The organism is Chitinivorax tropicus, assembly GCF_014202905.1.
In the GTDB taxonomy this organism is placed as follows: Bacteria; Pseudomonadota; Gammaproteobacteria; order Burkholderiales; family SCOH01; genus Chitinivorax; species Chitinivorax tropicus.
Map to the genome: position 1 here is coordinate 125,003 of NZ_JACHHY010000013.1, position 15,998 is coordinate 141,000.

Here is a 15,998-nt window from a genome sequence, read left to right on the forward strand (position 1 = left end):
ACGCCACCTGCCTGACCCGCAGCAGGGCTGTGCTGCCATCACACGATGCAACTGGTACGGCGAGGCAACGCTCGTGGTGTTTCCGCGTATCTGGTTTATCGTTTCACCCCCGAGATGGTGATATTCACGCGCCGATTGGGTTGCAAGCAGTCGATCAATTTGGTCGTGTGTCTGGTCGATGAGCCACAGGGAGCCAGCTGCTCAACGCTGCCTTTGCCCTGCGTGCTGAATGGCGCGTTGATGCCACGGCTTTTCAGATAGGCGGCCACGGTGTCTGCACGTTGTTGTGACAAGGCCGCATTGCGCCGATCACTACCCAGACGATCGGTGTAGCCGGTCACGGAGATATGCTCAATGGTCTGATATAGCCTCGACCACTCGTCCACCAGTCGATCCAGCTCGATTTTACCCTGTGGAAGCAGATGCTGAAGTTGCCCGCCATCAAAGCGGAACAGCGTACTGGCCGAGAGCCGGTGGTTCTCCACCTGGATGGCCGCTTGTGGGCTGGGCTGTGGCGCTGCAGGTTGCGGGGCGGGGGCCTGGACGGTTGCTGAAGGGCAATGGCTGGCGGCGTCACTTGCCTCGCTGAGTAGGTCTTCCGCGATCTGGATATAAGGCTTGGCATGTCGCCAGCCTTGTTGGTTGATCTCATTACCAGCGTGGACCAGCTCGACTTCTGCACATGCCACTTTGGCTGCGGCGCAGCGGTGGCCCGGGGTGTGTCTGAGGCTGTCGGCGCGGCGCCACAGGTCTTCACGCAACTTGCTGGCCCCATTGATCAACGGAGTCTGGTCTGCGGGGCTGGCTGTGGCCTGTTGCTCCAGCGCACCGATGATTTTCACGGATTCATCCAACGCTGCTTGCACAAAGGCAGAGCGGTCGTTGCGGGTATATTCATGCACGGCGGCATCCAGCCAGCACTGGGCTTTGGCAAGCCGATAGTCACCAACCGGGATGCTGGCCGTTTGTTGACCATCATTCAAAGCCTTGATGCGCTGTTGGGTAGCGGTCAGCCCCTGGTAGTCGGCCTGGATGCGTTGATCGCTGATCCGTTCTACAGGGAGGGTGAGCGTCTCGGCCTGTGCCAAGGTGGTGGCGAGGAGGGCGGCAATGAGTGCCACGCCATGCGCCGCCAAAGGGAATCCTGTTTTCATTGTGTCGATCTCCATACCTATTTGGCTGGGGGGGGTGATTGATCCAAGGTGACGTTGACTGTCGGATCGTTGCCTTTGAACAGGGTTTCGTCGAATTTGAAGCGAAGCCGCATATAGCTCCCCTTGGCCGTTTGATCACCACCGCTCAGGTCCCGCTCATGGAACCCTGCCCAGTTGTGGCCTGCCGACAGCCATAGATTCTGGGTGAGCAGGTAACCCAACTCCACGCCCACGGCACGGGCGCGGCTATGGTCATCTGGGCTGCCCAACATGCTGCCCATCACGCCGATATCCCAGTTCTCGGTCAGGTCATAGACCAGCCTGGCGCTGGCGAGCCAGGCGCGATAACGCCGTTGGTCATTGTTCAGACGAAAGTCGGTGGACTGCTTGGCCGCCAGCCGGGTGGTCAGCCACCACGGACGGCTGGGGTGGTAGTCCGCCAGGGCCGAGATGATATGCGCACGATAGTGTTGACCCGCCGGTGTGCCATCGGTCGTGGGTTGTGAATCATCGCGCACCAATTTGAATTCGTAACGGGCCAACGCATTCACACGGTTGTTGTCCACCGGGCGCCAGGCAAAACCGATCTGTGCGCGATCCTGCATGCTGTTGCCGAGCCTGGCCGAGCCGTCGGCATTGTCCTGGTGGCGTGTCCACAAGGCATAGTTACGAGCGAGCAGCGTCCAATCGCGATTGAGCTTACGGGTGGCAGACACGGTATTCAGCCATTGCTGCTGCCCTTGATCGCCCGGCACGTCGTGCGCGTCGAATACCCGGCGCCATTCCAGCTTGATAGAGCCTTTCCAGAGCGGTGAGGCGGTGTAATCCAGGCCGGTCGAGAGGGCGGCTGCTTCCTGTTGGCTGCCATTCAATATCCGCAGGTATTCCGCCCCAGCCAGGGTGTGGATACCCGGACTGAGCTGCCAGGTGTGGCGCACGCCAGAGGCAAGTTGCTGATCGCGGACATCGGCCAGCTGCGTGGATTGCGCATCACGCAGCCGATATTCACTGAACAAGGTGCCGCCAGGCATGTAATGGCTTTCCACCCCACTGATCCAGCTGGTGCTTTTGTCGGCGGCATTCAGCGAGTAGGCAGAGGCCAGGCCGGTTTGCGTTTCGTAGCGGCTGTACAGGCGGCTTTGATCGCTCAGCCGGTAACGGGCGCCAGCGCCATAACGGTGTTGATTGTCGCCGCTGATGCCATGCTCGACATCGCCTCCCAGCCACAGCTTGGGGGTGGCTTGATAGCCTAGACCCAGGCGAGCGGTGGTGGCGTCCAGTGGTTGCGAGGGGCGTCGATTGGCCACGCTGCCGCTGGGGGCAAATGCCGTCTGTGTTACACCGGTGAGCGGGTCGATATAGCTCGCTTGCGTACCCAGCCCAAAAAAGCCCCCCTGGGCCTGCGGGCTGTCACCCAGCGCCCCGGTATTGGGCGTGATGGTGGCGCTGGTCGGCAGGTTGCCGGTTTCGCGCATGTGCTGGAGCGACAGATCAAGGGTGAGTCTGGGGGTGATCTGCCAGGCGGCTCCAGCCTGGATACCATCGCGTTCCGCGTCCAGCTGCTCATGACGGGTACGCAGGGCCGCACCATATAGCTTCAGATCGTTGTCCAGCTTGAGTGTCGTCCGGGCGCCTGCTTCCTCCTGACCGCCCATCAAGCCAGAGCTGGCGTTGTTGAAGCCTGTCTGGCTGCGCTGGTAATACACCTTGGCATCTGCCTGCTCGGCATGATGTGTCAGCTCGACCCGTACTGCATTGCCTGCCTGATCATGGCGGATTTCGCCGGATCGCCCGCTGGGCGTGGTGAAGCGATCCTGGCCGACTTGATAGTCGGTGGATTCGGTACGGGCGGCCTCGGCCACCAGGGTGGTATGCTCACCAAGGCGGACAGCCAGATTGGCGCTACCCAGCCGGTATGGCGACAACGGGTTGTTGTCGTCCACATACGAGCCGCCTGGCGAGAAGCGGCCATCCGGGTTCAAAACCCAGTTGACGCCGCCCATCCAGAATTCATCACCACCCTGATCCACCTCATAAGTGATGCGCAATGACTGTGGGTCGCCATCCGGCGTGAGTGAGGCGATGGGTTGTTTGAGCAGGATGCGGCCACTGAAGGGCTCGAATGCGTAATCGATGAAGCGGATCAGCCGGGTGGTCTGCTTGATGATGGGTGTCTGGTTTTTATCCCTGACCAGCAGCTCGATGATCTCGCTGTTTTCGATGGCGCCTTGGTTGCGCACGGCAAAAGGCCCGGAGGTGCCATTGCCAGGGTATTCTTCGACCACCTGTTTCAGCCGGTCTTGGCTGGCGAACAGGTCGATTTGGCCCCAAGGCTGATGCCAACGTGCTTTCAGCCCAGTCGCCGCACGGTTGTAGGTGCCCAGCTGCTGGCGTTGCAGACCACTGGGGCTGAGTGGCGGGGTATCTGCCGCAGTGGTGAAGTCGCCATACAGCGCATAGCTTTTCTCTTGATCGATACGGACATAGAGCCGTTCCGACGACTGGGCGTCGAAGCCTTGCGTGGCGCTGTCGCCATACACCGGATAGAACGCCTCGGGTTCAACGTCGCGCAGCAGACGGGATCGCGTTTCCTTGTCAGAATCATAGGCTGCCGTCAGCAATGTGCTGCCGGTGATGACGCCTTTCAGGAAGAATGCAGTCCGGGCGGCCACGCGGGTTTTGCCTTCGCTATCCTGTCGGCTCCAGCGGCGGATTTCCCGTTCGAATGAATCATTGAATCGAGCTGGCTGGACCGCGTTGGCGGACATGCTTCGGCGGCTGATGATGCCCTCCACCAGACCGCTGGCAATCATGTCGCGCAGCTCGGGGACGAAATGGATGAAGCGCTCTGCGATCAACTTGTCGGTGGAGACACGCAGCTTCACATCTTTTGGTGCCACTGGCGCCAGCAGTTGAACATGAGCCACCCCATGTTCAGTGTCAATCTGGATGCCAGGTGTGGCCCGATCACGATCCAGCCCGCCAGGGCCGTTCTCGTCGGTTTGTGCACCGGGCACCCGCAACCGCCCGCCGTCGATTTCAATGGTCAGATGTCGGGAGGCGGTATGGAGCTGGCCGTCGTCACCCATCACCTTGATGGTGATATTGACCGGCGCCTGGCCGTCTGCGGGGACATGGTCCCGATCCAGCTCGATGAGCAAGGAGCCGACATTTTCCTCACCCAGCATCTTGCTGATGGGACGACCTTGGTGGTGGGCGGGCAGCGGTGTGTTCAGAACACTTCCCGCTACTGGCTCGGCATGGACGGTAGGCCCCCACAGTTGGCTGATCAGATATGACAGGCTCAACAGGGTGGTGACCGGGCGGATGTGCCCCGCCGATGCCGTGACGGATGGTTGGCCGAGCAGAGGCAGATCGTGCTTAGCGTGCATGATTGTCTCCTTGTGGAGCGACCTGTTTGCGGGGTGCGACCAATGGTTGATCGGCTCGCTCAGTGCCTTGTTGCGGATAGGTTGGCGCTTTGGGGCGTAGCGACAATCTGCCTGCTCCCTCGGTTTCGGTACTGCTGATCTCGCCTTGGCTGCGCCGGGCCTTGACCTGCTCCAGCACTGTGTTTGAGCAGGAGCCTTCTGCAAAGTCGGCCCGCAGCAGCTCACCGTACCGGGCGTCCAGCCACAGGCTGTTGGCGTCGCCAAGATTGCGGTTGGAGGTGGTGGTGAGGTAGCTCTTTTTCGGCAAGGTGCTGCCATCTATTTTGATCACATGCGATTGCGGGGTCAGCCCGCAGAAGCTGTATTTACCTTCGCTGTCGGTGACAAAATAGGTGCCATTCTCCAGATACAGCCTGACACCGGGTATGCCAAGCTCCTCTTCGTCCTGGATATGGTTGTGGTTGCAATCGACGAACACTTTGCCCGCCAAGCAAGCCTGATCACCAAATACGCCTGCGTTGACGGTGACGCGAGCCCGGGCTTCGTCCGAACACCGCTGCCGGTCGCCAGTGCAGGCCATGGCACGGTTGATGCCGTCACCACGCGTCGCCAGAATGCCCACGCGCACCCGATAGCTGAGGGTCACTTCACTCTGCTGCGGTAGCGTGCCGATGGAAAAGACCAACTGGGTGCCGGGTTTGCCGGATGGGTCTGCGAGCGCCTTGCCTGCCCGACCTTTCAGTTGCAGCCTGGCGGTGCCATCCAGATAACTGAATCCAGCCGGCAGGCGATCCTCCACGATGGCGCGCTGGAGTGGGAACAAGCCATGATTACGGATGGTCACGGTATAGCTGACAGTGTCACCGACTTCGGCCTGCTTGACGGAGGCTTGTTTGATGATGGACAAGCCGAGCGTAGTGCTGGTCAGCGTCACTGGCGTGGGGCTGGGTGGGTCGGTGTGGGCAGGCACCAGCAAGGGAACCGGTGGAATCTGCCCTGCTGGGAAACCGGGTACGGGCACCACGTCAATCGATGAGGCTTCCGCTGTCAGCGTGGCCGGTGGCGTTTGCGGGCGGCCATCTGTGGTGAACTGATAGCCCTGGCGGTTGATGCCGCCGCCAGCTGCGATGGCCGTGCCCTGTGCGCTGCTCAATAAGGGCTCGGTCGGGACTGGATTCATGCCGAAGTCGATCCGGATCACCAGCCCGATATTGCAGGACTGCCCTGGTTGCAGGTCGAAAGCGCCACTCAGAAGCGCACTGTCAGCCAAGCCGTCATATACAGCGTTGCCCTGGCAGGCATCAGTCTGGCTGCCATTGGTCACGGCCAGACTGCCAGGACGGAGCTGGATGCCGCCGCCACCATTCGCCGGTAATGCTGCAGCAAAGGTCGAGGTGAAATTGTCATTGAGCTGTACACGGGCCGCAGTCACATTGCCGGTATTGGCAATCACCAGCCGATAAGGGATGTCGAACACCTTGCCGCCTGCATGGCTGGGTGTGCCAGCGCGATTCAGTACGGTCAACTCGGGTTTGGCAACCGGTGTCGTGACAGTGCAGCTGGCGCAAGTGCCAGCGCTGGTCGTGACCACATTGGTCAATTGTGTCTGCACAGCATTCAGCGGGTTGGGGACTTGCACGGTGAATGTTTTCACCAGTGTCTGCCCCGCAGGTGCCGTCACCTGTTGGGTGCAACTGCCGCCGCTCGCAGCGCATCCGCCAGACCAGCCTTCTTGCGTGCCGATATAGCGGCTGCCCGCTGGGGTGGTTTCCGTCAACACGGTCGAGACAGCGCCTTGCCCGGTCGTTTCCGTCACATTGATCTGATAGGTCAGTGTATCGCCCGGTTTGATCTGATAGTTGGCAGGCACCGGGTTGCCATTCACGCTACCGAGCGCTTTGGTGACAGAGGGGTTGCCGCCAGGCACGGCGGCAGTCGTCTTGGCACACAGATTGTCTTTCGAGACATTGTGACTGCCGACATTGGGTGCTGGATTGTCACAGTCCGCAGTGCGCGGGTCGCCCCCCGTGCTGGTGGCCACCACGGTATTGGTGATGTTGCCACTGAGTGTGCTGTCGGCTTTCACCGTGTAACGGATGCTCAGTGTGTCACCTGCTGCCAGTTGCGGGGTACCTGTGCAGGTCACGACCTGCCCGTTGGCTGTGCAGCTGAGTGGTGAGCCGGTCTCCTGCCCCGTAAACCGTAGACCGGTCGGCAGCGTATCGGTCAATGCCACCAAGCCGTTTGTGCTGGTGCCGCCGACATTGGTGAGTGTCAGTTGATAACTGGCGGTGGCACCGGCAGTCATGGTGACGGGCCCGGTCTTCGTGACGCGCAGTGTCGGTGGGCCAGCCTGGGCATTGGTAAAGGTGCAGGCAATGGCTGCGCCACCGGCGGTGGCTGCCGCATCCAACGTGACGCTGCCGTTGGCGAGGTCAGGTGTGGCCTTACCGCCAGTGCCCATGCCAGTACAGCTGATATCGGTCAGGCGGTAATCGGTTGGCACGGTTTGCTTGATGGTGGTGCTGGCTCCGATGGTGCTCAGCATTTGAGGACTACTGCTGACAGGTACCGCCGACGCGGTAGTGGCGTTGGTCAGATCGGCCAGGCCATTGGTGCCGGTGTAGGCAAAGCGGTTGGTTCCTCCCAGGCTGATGGTCTGGATGGTGACTGTCGGCACTTTGGTATTGGTGAAGGTGCAGGCAATGGCGGCACCGCTGACGGTGGCTGTTGCATCCAGAACCACTTTGCCGCCATTGAGATCAGGTGTGGCAGTGCCCCCTGTGCCCAACCCTGTGCAGGCGATGTCTGTCACTTTGTAACCTGATGGTGTTGCCTGGGTGATGGTGGTCGCCTGGCCGATGGCGTTGAGTGTCAATGTGCCGCTGTTGACCGGTGTGCCCGATTGGGTCGTGGTATTACTGACAGCCGCCATGCCATTTGTGCCAGTATAGGGGAAGGTGCCCGCACCGCCGATGCTGGTGGTCTGCAGCACGACTGTTGGCAACTTGCTATGGGTGAAGGTACAGGCAATGGCGGAACCAGCCTGGGTTGCAGCCGCATCCAGTGTGACGGACCCCGCTGCCAGATTGGCGGTGGCGGTGCCGCCCGCACCCAGGCCGGTACAGTTGATATCAGTCACAGCAAAGCCTGGTGTGGCTGGGGTGTGAGTCAATGTGGTGGCCGTGCCGGAGTTGGTCAATGTGAAGGGTGTGCCGGTGACGACTGTGCCTGGGGAGGCGGTGGTCAATTGGTTCCCGCCAAAGCCGTTGTCGCCTGAATAAGTAAAAGCCCCCGTGCCATGTTGGCTGATGGCCGAGGTGCGGAGGGTGGTGGGCGGTAAGCACCATGAAAACTGATTGATGCCCGTGGCTTGGCTGTCAATGGCTGCATACAGCGGGCCGTTCTGGTAATGCACTGTTGCATTGGTAATGCCGGATTGCGCGAAGTCGACCTGGACGTTGCACGCCGAGGAGGTGGGTGTGCAAACCAGTGCATTGCCACCAGGCCCTGGAAATGGGCCTGGATCAAGTGCTTGGACACTGCCATCGACAAGGTTGGTCAATATCTGCGTCGGGTCATTCGGTATGATGGCGGTTGGACGGATCACATTGCCGTTATTGGCCCTGAATATGACCGAATCAACATAGGCCGCGCTGACTGTTCGGAAGGAATCGATGTCCACCGCCGTGAAAGACAACTTGTTGACCGGGCGGTTGAACAGCAGGTTGAAGTCAACGATGGGTTGGTTGATCGGGGCATTGTAAGCGATGACCACCAATGAGTTCGGTAGGTTTCCATTGCGCTCCAGCCTGGGGTAGGGGGCGAAAATGGATGGCCATTTCTTATCGATGGAGACGGTGAAGGTGGTGGTGTTGCCGCCGGTGGTGACGGGGTATGACACAGGCCCATAGCTGTTGGCAGCCCAAGATCCGCTTGGAAACGAAAACGTCTGGGCTGCTTCACCGACATCACAGGTGAGCGCTGCGTAGGCTGATGTGGTCACCAGCAGCCAGACAAGTGGGCCGCCGATTTTGATCCAATGGCGAGGCTTGGAGATCTGCTTGCGCAAGCGTACTGCCCACTGCATGTCAGTGTAACTGAAAATGTTGCAGCATTTCTCTGAAACAGTAGCGAAGGGCATCATGCTTACAATCTACCTTCCATCAACATGGAATCAAAATTATATTCTTTTTTTGTAATGTCTTGTAAACCGACTGCGAAAAAGCGGGTATCAATATCGAATATTGATAGCATGCTTTGATGTGTGTCTTAATCACTTCTTGCGCTGGCTGGCGGCGCGTTGCCAACGGTTTTTGAGCACTTGATTATTCATTTTTCATGATAAGGTGAGCGGCAGATCACAATCAAGTAATCCGCTTGATTTGATGTAATGCATGAATATGCAATTTGCATTGTGAATGTGCGTCATCGAATCTGTTTTCACTGGTTCTCTGGGGTTTGAGAGTTGATAAATCGGTGGTGTTTGAAAAAAATGAAGGTCATGGGCCTTCTGCCGCAATTTGTCGTTATGGTGATGCCACCAATTGGCGGTACAATCCAGCCCGGCTGAGGTAATCGAAATGGTTGACCAGATCAGGATCATGCAGTCATCTTGATCGGTCAGGCCAACCTGTCGTATCCCGAATCAGCCACAGCAGCTGTCGTCGCGTTTTGGTCACATTCTCTCTCTGGATTTCATGATGCTTCGCAACCAAAAAAGCCAGTCGCTGTCTGTCCGGGCCATGCGACACATGGCGATCCGCATCGCCCTGGTCACGGTCGTCATCACCGCCATCAGCTACACCTATACCTATCTCAGCTATCAGCGCGAGGCACTGACCTATCTCGAAAAGTACGTGACTGTGCGTAGCGAGCTGGAAAGCCAGCCCTTCATCAATGCAGAGGCCAATACGCGACTGATGCGCGATGAATTCGTCCGGCGTTTTCAATCACCGACGGACTTCGATGCTGACAAGCGCTTTGGCGAGCTGATGAAGCAGGATGCCGACGGGCTATGGCGTGTCCGGGTCGAGAAGGATGATTTTGAACACAAAGCCACGGTGGCGATTCTGCCGCGTGTGTCGCTGAGTACGGAATTCAAGCGCAAGGTGTTGGTGGCTTATGATGTGGCCAGTGAGCTGGGGCCAGCGTTCCGGAACCAGTTCTATGATGCATTCGTGGACATCAATGTGTCGGACGCCACGGTGATGTTCCTGCCTGACACCAACTATGCACGTGGCGGCTCGGTCGAGGTGTTTGAAGAAGATCTGGAAACCGAGGTGGGCGCCACGCCCAAGGCCAACCCGGAGCGGAAGACCTTCTGGACGGGTGTGTATTTCGATGCGCCAGCCAAACAGTGGATGGTGTCGGTGGTCACGCCCATCGACGTGCAGGGGCGATACGTGGGTGGGGCGGGGCAGGATGTGTTGATCGATCAGCTGATCGAACGGGCCAACCGGATCAGTGTGCCGGGCACCTACAATATGATCGTCAGTCGCAACGGCATGCTGATCGCTCACCCGGACAAGATGCGGGAGATCGAGAAGGTCAACGGCAAATACAATATCGGTGCCAGCAAGGACAACCAGCTGGTGGATTTCTACCGGGCAGCATTGCAGGCCACGGTGCGTAACCCGTTTGTCGAGAGCACCGATGGCCGATACTGGCTCTCTGTCTCGTCTATCAAAGGTGCAGACTGGTTGTTTGTCACGGTGTTCCCCAAAGCGCTGATCCAGCGCAAGGCGATGGAGTCTGCCAGCATTGTCATCGTATTCGGATTGATGGCCTTGTTGATTGAAGTGATCTTGATTGGCTGGGTGCTGCGCGAGCAGGTGACCAATCCGTTGCAAGGCTTGTTGATTGCGATCCGCGCCTTGGCGAGAGGGGATGCCGAGGTCAAGACCCATTCCGATCGCAACGATGAAATTGGCCAACTCGCCCGCGAGTTCGACGAAATGGCCGATGCGGTCGCCAAGCATCGTACCCGGCTGGAAGAATTGGTGCAGGAGCGTACAGCCGCGCTGGAGCAAGCCAATCAATCCTTGTCTGATCAAAACTATCAGCTGGAATACCTGAATCGCGAGAAGAACGAGTTCATGGGCATTGCCGCACATGACCTACAGAGCCCGATCAATGGCATCAAAGGGCTGGCCAACCATACCATCGAGAACCTGGATCGTTATCCGAAGGAAAAGGTACTGGAAAAGCTGAGCGGTATCCAGAATATCGCTGGCAAGATGTCCCATCTGATCACCAATCTGCTGGACATCAACTCGCTGGAGTCCGACACCTATCATCTGTTGTTGGAAAACCTGACTGTACGCCCGATGGTGGAGCACGTTGTCGAGCTGTACGCCGCCGAGGCGGAAGAAAAAGGCATCACCGTGCAGCTGCAGGTAGAGGACGGCCTGTATGTGCATGTTGACCAGCTGGCCTTCACCCAGATCGTCGATAACCTGCTGTCCAACGCGGTCAAATACTCCCCAGCGCAAACCACGGTGCAGATCCGTGCGCGTCGGGACGTGCAATGGGTGCGGCTGGAGGTGCATGACCAGGGGCCAGGCATTGCCGCACACGAGATGCCACGGCTGTTCCAGAAATTCGCCCGACTATCGGCCAAGCCTACCGGTGATGAGCAATCCATCGGTCTCGGACTGAGTATCGTGAAGCGGCTGACCGAAATGATGCGCGGTGAAGTCTACTGCGAGAGCAAGCTGGGGCATGGTGCGTGCTTCGTGGTCAAACTGCCAGTGGCGGAGCACATATGATCCGCCTCGCACGTCAAGACGATCTGGCCGGCATCCTCGCGCTCTATCGCGCCTTGCACCCTACCGATACATCATTGAACGCCACCGAGGCCCGTGCCGATGATTGGGCGCGGGTTCTGGCCTGCCCGATGGTGCGGGTGGTGGTGGCCGAGGCTGAAACTGACCATTGTCTGGCCGCCACCTGCACGCTGACCATGGTTCCCAACATCACCCGCCAGGGGCGTAGCTACGGTCTGATCGAGCATGTCATCACCCTGCCAGCCTGCCGGCGGCAAGGCCACGCACGGCAAGTCTTGCAATATGCGCTGGCCCAGGCCTGGGCAGCAGGCTGCTATAAAGTCATGCTGCTGTCCGGCACCCAGCGCGCCGATGCGCACGCGTTGTACGAATCGGTTGGCTTCACCGGCGGCCAGGAAGCCGCATTCGTCGCCCGTCCACCCTCGCCAGCCCTGGCTTGATACCTGATCATGGTACACCGCATCGGTATGACGATGCATGGTAGACTGTCATTATTTACAACCCTATGTATGGCGTCACGGCTGGTTGATCAGCTCGTGTGGGTTGGCACATCATTTCGCAGAGGACTCAAATCGTGGTGGTGACTTTTCCAGACAGCCCTTACCGACTGCATCAACCCTTTCCCCCTGCGGGTGATCAACCCACCGCCATCAATGAGCTGGTCGAGGGCATCAATGATGGCTTGATGTATCAGACGCTGCTGGGGGTGACCGGCTCAGGCAAGACCTATACCATGGCCAATGTGATTGCGCGGACAGGCCGCCCCGCCATTGTCATGGCCCCCAACAAGACCCTTGCCGCACAGCTGTACGCGGAATTCCGCGAATTCTTCCCAGAGAATGCGGTCGAGTATTTCGTGTCGTATTACGACTACTACCAGCCAGAAGCCTATGTGCCGAGCCGTGATCTCTTCATCGAAAAAGATTCACAGATCAACGAACACATCGAGCAGATGCGGCTGTCCGCCACCAAAGCGCTGCTGGAGCGGCCTGACTGCATCATCGTCGCCACCGTGTCCGCCATCTATGGTATCGGTGACCCGGTCGATTACCACGCGATGATCCTGCATCTGTGCGAAGGCGAGAAACGCCCTCAGCGAGACATCATCACCCGGCTGATCACCATGCAATACGAGCGCAATGAGCTCGAATTCAAGCGTGGCGTGTTTCGGGTGCGTGGAGATGTCATCGATATCTTCCCTGCGGAAAACGCCGAGCTGGCGTTGCGGATCTCTCTGTTTGATGACGAAATCGAATCCTTGGCGCTGTTCGACCCGCTGACAGGCCATATCAAGCAACGGGTAGGACGCTTCACCGTATTCCCCTCCAGCCACTATGTCACGCCCCGCGCCACCGTGCTGCGGGCGATTGAAACCATCAAGGAAGAGCTGTCCCAACGGCTGGACTACTATCGACGTGAAGACAAACTGGTCGAAGCGCAACGACTGGAGCAACGTACCCGCTTCGATCTGGAAATGCTCAACGAAATGGGCTTCTGCAAAGGCATCGAAAACTACTCCCGACACTTTTCCGGTCGCGGCATCGGGGAGCCGCCCCCCACCTTGATCGACTACCTGCCCGGCAACAGCCTGATGATCATCGATGAATCGCATGTCACCATTCCCCAGGTTGGTGGTATGTATCGTGGCGACCGCGCCAGAAAGCAGAATCTGGTCGATTACGGCTTTCGCCTACCCTCTGCCATGGACAACCGTCCCTTGAAATTCGAGGAATTCGAAACCCTGATGCCGCAAACCGTATTCGTGTCGGCCACCCCGGCAGAATACGAGGCCACCCACCAAGGACATGTGGCCGAGCAAGTGGTGCGCCCCACCGGCCTGGTTGACCCGGTCATCCATATCCGGCCCGTGACAACCCAGGTGGACGACCTGCTGTCCGAGATCAACGAGCGTGTCAAAGTGGGTGAGCGGGTGCTGGTGACCACCCTGACCAAGCGCATGGCGGAAGACCTGACTGATTACTTCAACGAGCACGGCGTCAAAGTGCGCTATCTGCACTCCGATATCGACACGGTCGAGCGGGTCGAGATCATCCGTGACCTGCGCCTGGGCGAATTCGACGTACTGATCGGCATCAACCTGCTTCGCGAGGGGCTGGATATCCCCGAAGTGTCCTTGGTCGCCATTCTGGATGCAGACAAAGAAGGCTTCCTGCGCAGTGAGCGCAGCCTGATCCAGACCATAGGCCGCGCCGCCCGCCACCTGAATGGCACGGCCATCCTGTATGCCGACGTGATCACCAAATCCATGCGTCGCGCCATCGACGAAACCGAGCGCCGCCGCGCCAAGCAGGTGGCCTTCAACGAGGCCAACGGCATCGTCCCGAGAAGCGTGCACAAGCGTATCAAAGACATCATCGATGGCGTCTACAACCCCGAAGAAGCCACCGCCAAGCTCAAAGCTGCCCAGAAACAGGCTGGCTATCACCACCTCAGCGAGAAGGAACTATCGAAGGAAATCAAGCGGGTGGAGAAAGAGATGCTGGATGCCGCGAAAAATCTGGAATTCGAAAAAGCAGCGGAATTGCGGGATCAATTGAAGGCGTTGAAGGAGATGTTGTTTGGGCCGGAGGGATGATTGAAGTTTTTGATGTAATACCTCAGATGGTGTAGGGTGTGTATGCTCTTGATCGTTACCAGGTTTGTTTGTAGTGTATTTTTTGTCAATATGAATAATTTGAATGCTGTGGATTTTTTAATGAAATTTCGTATATATACATTGTTTATATTTTTTGTGCTTGGCGTATCTGGAGGTGCATTTGCTGGTGGGACGGCAACTTGTGCTGTTGTTTATGACTACGGTTGGGATAATACTACGACCCATTGGTTAACAAATCCAGTTAGAGCTTATTGTGCGGTAGAAGATATCGGTAAGATTTGTGATATTCATGTTAGTCAGAATATAAATTGTACAAAGTCTGATGAAGGTGGTGTGCCTTGGTATCAGGCTGCGATTGACTATGCCGCAAATAAAAATGGAAGTGGGGCTTTGGTCGAGCCTGGTAGAAGGCAATATCCTGTGGTTGCTTTGACAAGAGGCGTGGTGAATGTCAAATATCCTATCGAGGCAGATTGGCCTCTGGGGAAAATTGGTATTCATTTGCAGGGGGGAGTTCAGCTTATAGGGGTGCCTGCACAATTTGGAACCACATTAGTCAAGCTTGATAAAAGTTGGAATAGAAATGATCTGTTGAATCACATGATAGTTTCCAGTGCTTCCAGGGTTGGTGATGTTCTCAATCCTGGGAGAAAAATTAATTCTGTTGTGATTGATAGTATTGCAATATCTGGATCTCTGGAGGATGCCATTCCAGGTTGCAAGGTATTTGATGATAGGCACTCCCACGTAAAAAATGGGGTGTTTGTTTTTAATGCAGAGGCTGATCAGTTTGGGTTAAGCCTTAATGTTACAAATTTAATTTTACAGCAGTTGAAGGGTAATGCTATCGAACTTGGCTTTTATAGTCCATTTGTTGATTCTGGTAAGGCAAGTTGCACAAATGATATGCTGTGTAAGCAAGGTCTGATATTAGATGTCAGCGGTAAGGGGGGCAGTGATCCCGCTTACGTGGCGTACAATAATATATGCGGTGTCGGCTATGGTGGAATTACCATTATTGGGAAAAATGTTAAGGTGGAAGGAAATTCTATATTGCATGTTGCTAAAACGTGGGATGGTGAAAATAAATCTGTTGGCTCTACGATGGGAATATCTATAGGCTTCGTCGGTTCCTCCAGCAATTACGTGATCAATAATGTGATTGAAGGTGGGGACTATGGCGTTGGCTCGGATGGTTCTTTCCCTGTTTTCATAATGCCTGAGTATTATAAAAAATATTGGAGTGCTATTACAGAGGTGCATCCGGAATTTTCTATTAAATATCCGAATGGACCTGTTGATTCAAGCGGTAAGGCTTACCTTAAGCCGATGGATGATATATTGGCAAATCAAGTTTTAATGGATGTTGCATCCAAAAGAGCTGCGCAGGTGGATGATAGGGTGGGATTTGTTATCTATCCTGTAATCCAGGGAAATAGAATTACGAACTCTACTGTTGGCGTTTCTTTATTTAAAGTGGATGGTGCTAAAATTTCTAATAATGTTATCAACTCCACATCTAAAAGTAAGTTTGGAATACTGTTTGATTCTGCTGTTAACTCATTTGCGTATGATAATAGGATAAATTGGTGGCCGGTTGGTGTGTATGTAACTGGCATGCCTTATCAGGTAAGTAAGTGGGGTTCCTCTTATAATGGCATAGGAATTAAGCCGCCGCTGGAAGGGTCAAATCAGTGGGCTTATCCTGGGAATATATTCCAAGGCAATATACGGAACGTAGTTATTGAAAAAGCTGGTAGCGGTAATAACATCCATTAAAGCTAATTGTAAAGTCTTGCGGCAATATCCCCCCTGCTACCCACTCTCGCAAGGTATGCATTCGGCATGAATTGACGGATCACTTATAGGCCCTGTAGTGGCGCGCCTTTTTGCATTCTGCCTTGCGGTGTGAGAAGGGTTTGTCGGGTCGTCGTCGAACGATGACCTTTCCCTGACCTTTCCCCACCACGGTATACCAAGAATTAGTTAGCATGGAGGGCGATAGGAGCTCACATGCGCAAGGCGAGATTCAACGAAGTCCAGATCA

At 56.5% G+C, this 15,998-nt stretch carries 7 protein-coding genes; 4 read left to right on the forward strand and 3 right to left on the reverse strand.

Going from position 1 to position 15,998, the window contains the following annotated elements; all coding sequences use genetic code 11:
• Positions 1–95 precede the first annotated feature (95 nt).
• From HNQ59_RS11650 to HNQ59_RS11660, 3 genes are read right to left on the reverse strand one after another with little or no spacing between them, the layout of a single operon-like run.
• Positions 96–1,154: an OmpA family protein gene (locus HNQ59_RS11650; RefSeq protein ID WP_184039335.1), complete on the reverse strand. Its 1,059-nt coding sequence runs from the start codon at positions 1,152–1,154 to the stop codon at positions 96–98.
• 17 nt (positions 1,155–1,171) lie between these two features.
• Positions 1,172–4,546, reverse strand: a complete 3,375-nt coding sequence (locus HNQ59_RS11655; protein ID WP_184039336.1) for a transporter — start codon at positions 4,544–4,546, stop codon at positions 1,172–1,174.
• On the reverse strand, positions 4,536–8,636 hold the full coding sequence (locus tag HNQ59_RS11660) for a prealbumin-like fold domain-containing protein (protein WP_184039339.1): 4,101 nt from the start codon (positions 8,634–8,636) through the stop codon (positions 4,536–4,538). The genes HNQ59_RS11655 and HNQ59_RS11660 overlap by 11 nt, the downstream gene beginning before the upstream one ends.
• Before the next feature lie 613 nt (positions 8,637–9,249).
• On the opposite strand from HNQ59_RS11660, the gene HNQ59_RS11665 reads away from it, so the two are divergent.
• The 4 genes from HNQ59_RS11665 to HNQ59_RS11680 all read left to right on the forward strand — a co-directional run bounded on the left by HNQ59_RS11665 (position 9,250) and on the right by HNQ59_RS11680 (position 15,730).
• Positions 9,250–11,316 (forward strand): ATP-binding response regulator, encoded by a 2,067-nt coding sequence (locus HNQ59_RS11665; RefSeq protein ID WP_184039342.1) that lies wholly within the window; start codon positions 9,250–9,252, stop codon positions 11,314–11,316.
• Positions 11,313–11,774 carry a GNAT family N-acetyltransferase gene (locus HNQ59_RS11670; protein ID WP_184039345.1) on the forward strand — a complete coding sequence of 154 codons (462 nt, stop codon included), beginning with the start codon at positions 11,313–11,315 and terminating at the stop codon, positions 11,772–11,774. Before HNQ59_RS11665 ends, HNQ59_RS11670 begins: the two co-directional genes overlap by 4 nt.
• Before the next feature lie 134 nt (positions 11,775–11,908).
• Positions 11,909–13,930: an excinuclease ABC subunit UvrB gene (uvrB, locus tag HNQ59_RS11675; protein WP_184039348.1), complete on the forward strand. Its 2,022-nt coding sequence runs from the start codon at positions 11,909–11,911 to the stop codon at positions 13,928–13,930.
• A gap of 42 nt (positions 13,931–13,972) precedes the next feature.
• Entirely contained in the window at positions 13,973–15,730 is a 1,758-nt protein-coding gene (locus HNQ59_RS11680; RefSeq protein WP_184039351.1) for a hypothetical protein, read from the forward strand.
• The last annotated feature ends 268 nt before the right edge of the window (positions 15,731–15,998 follow it).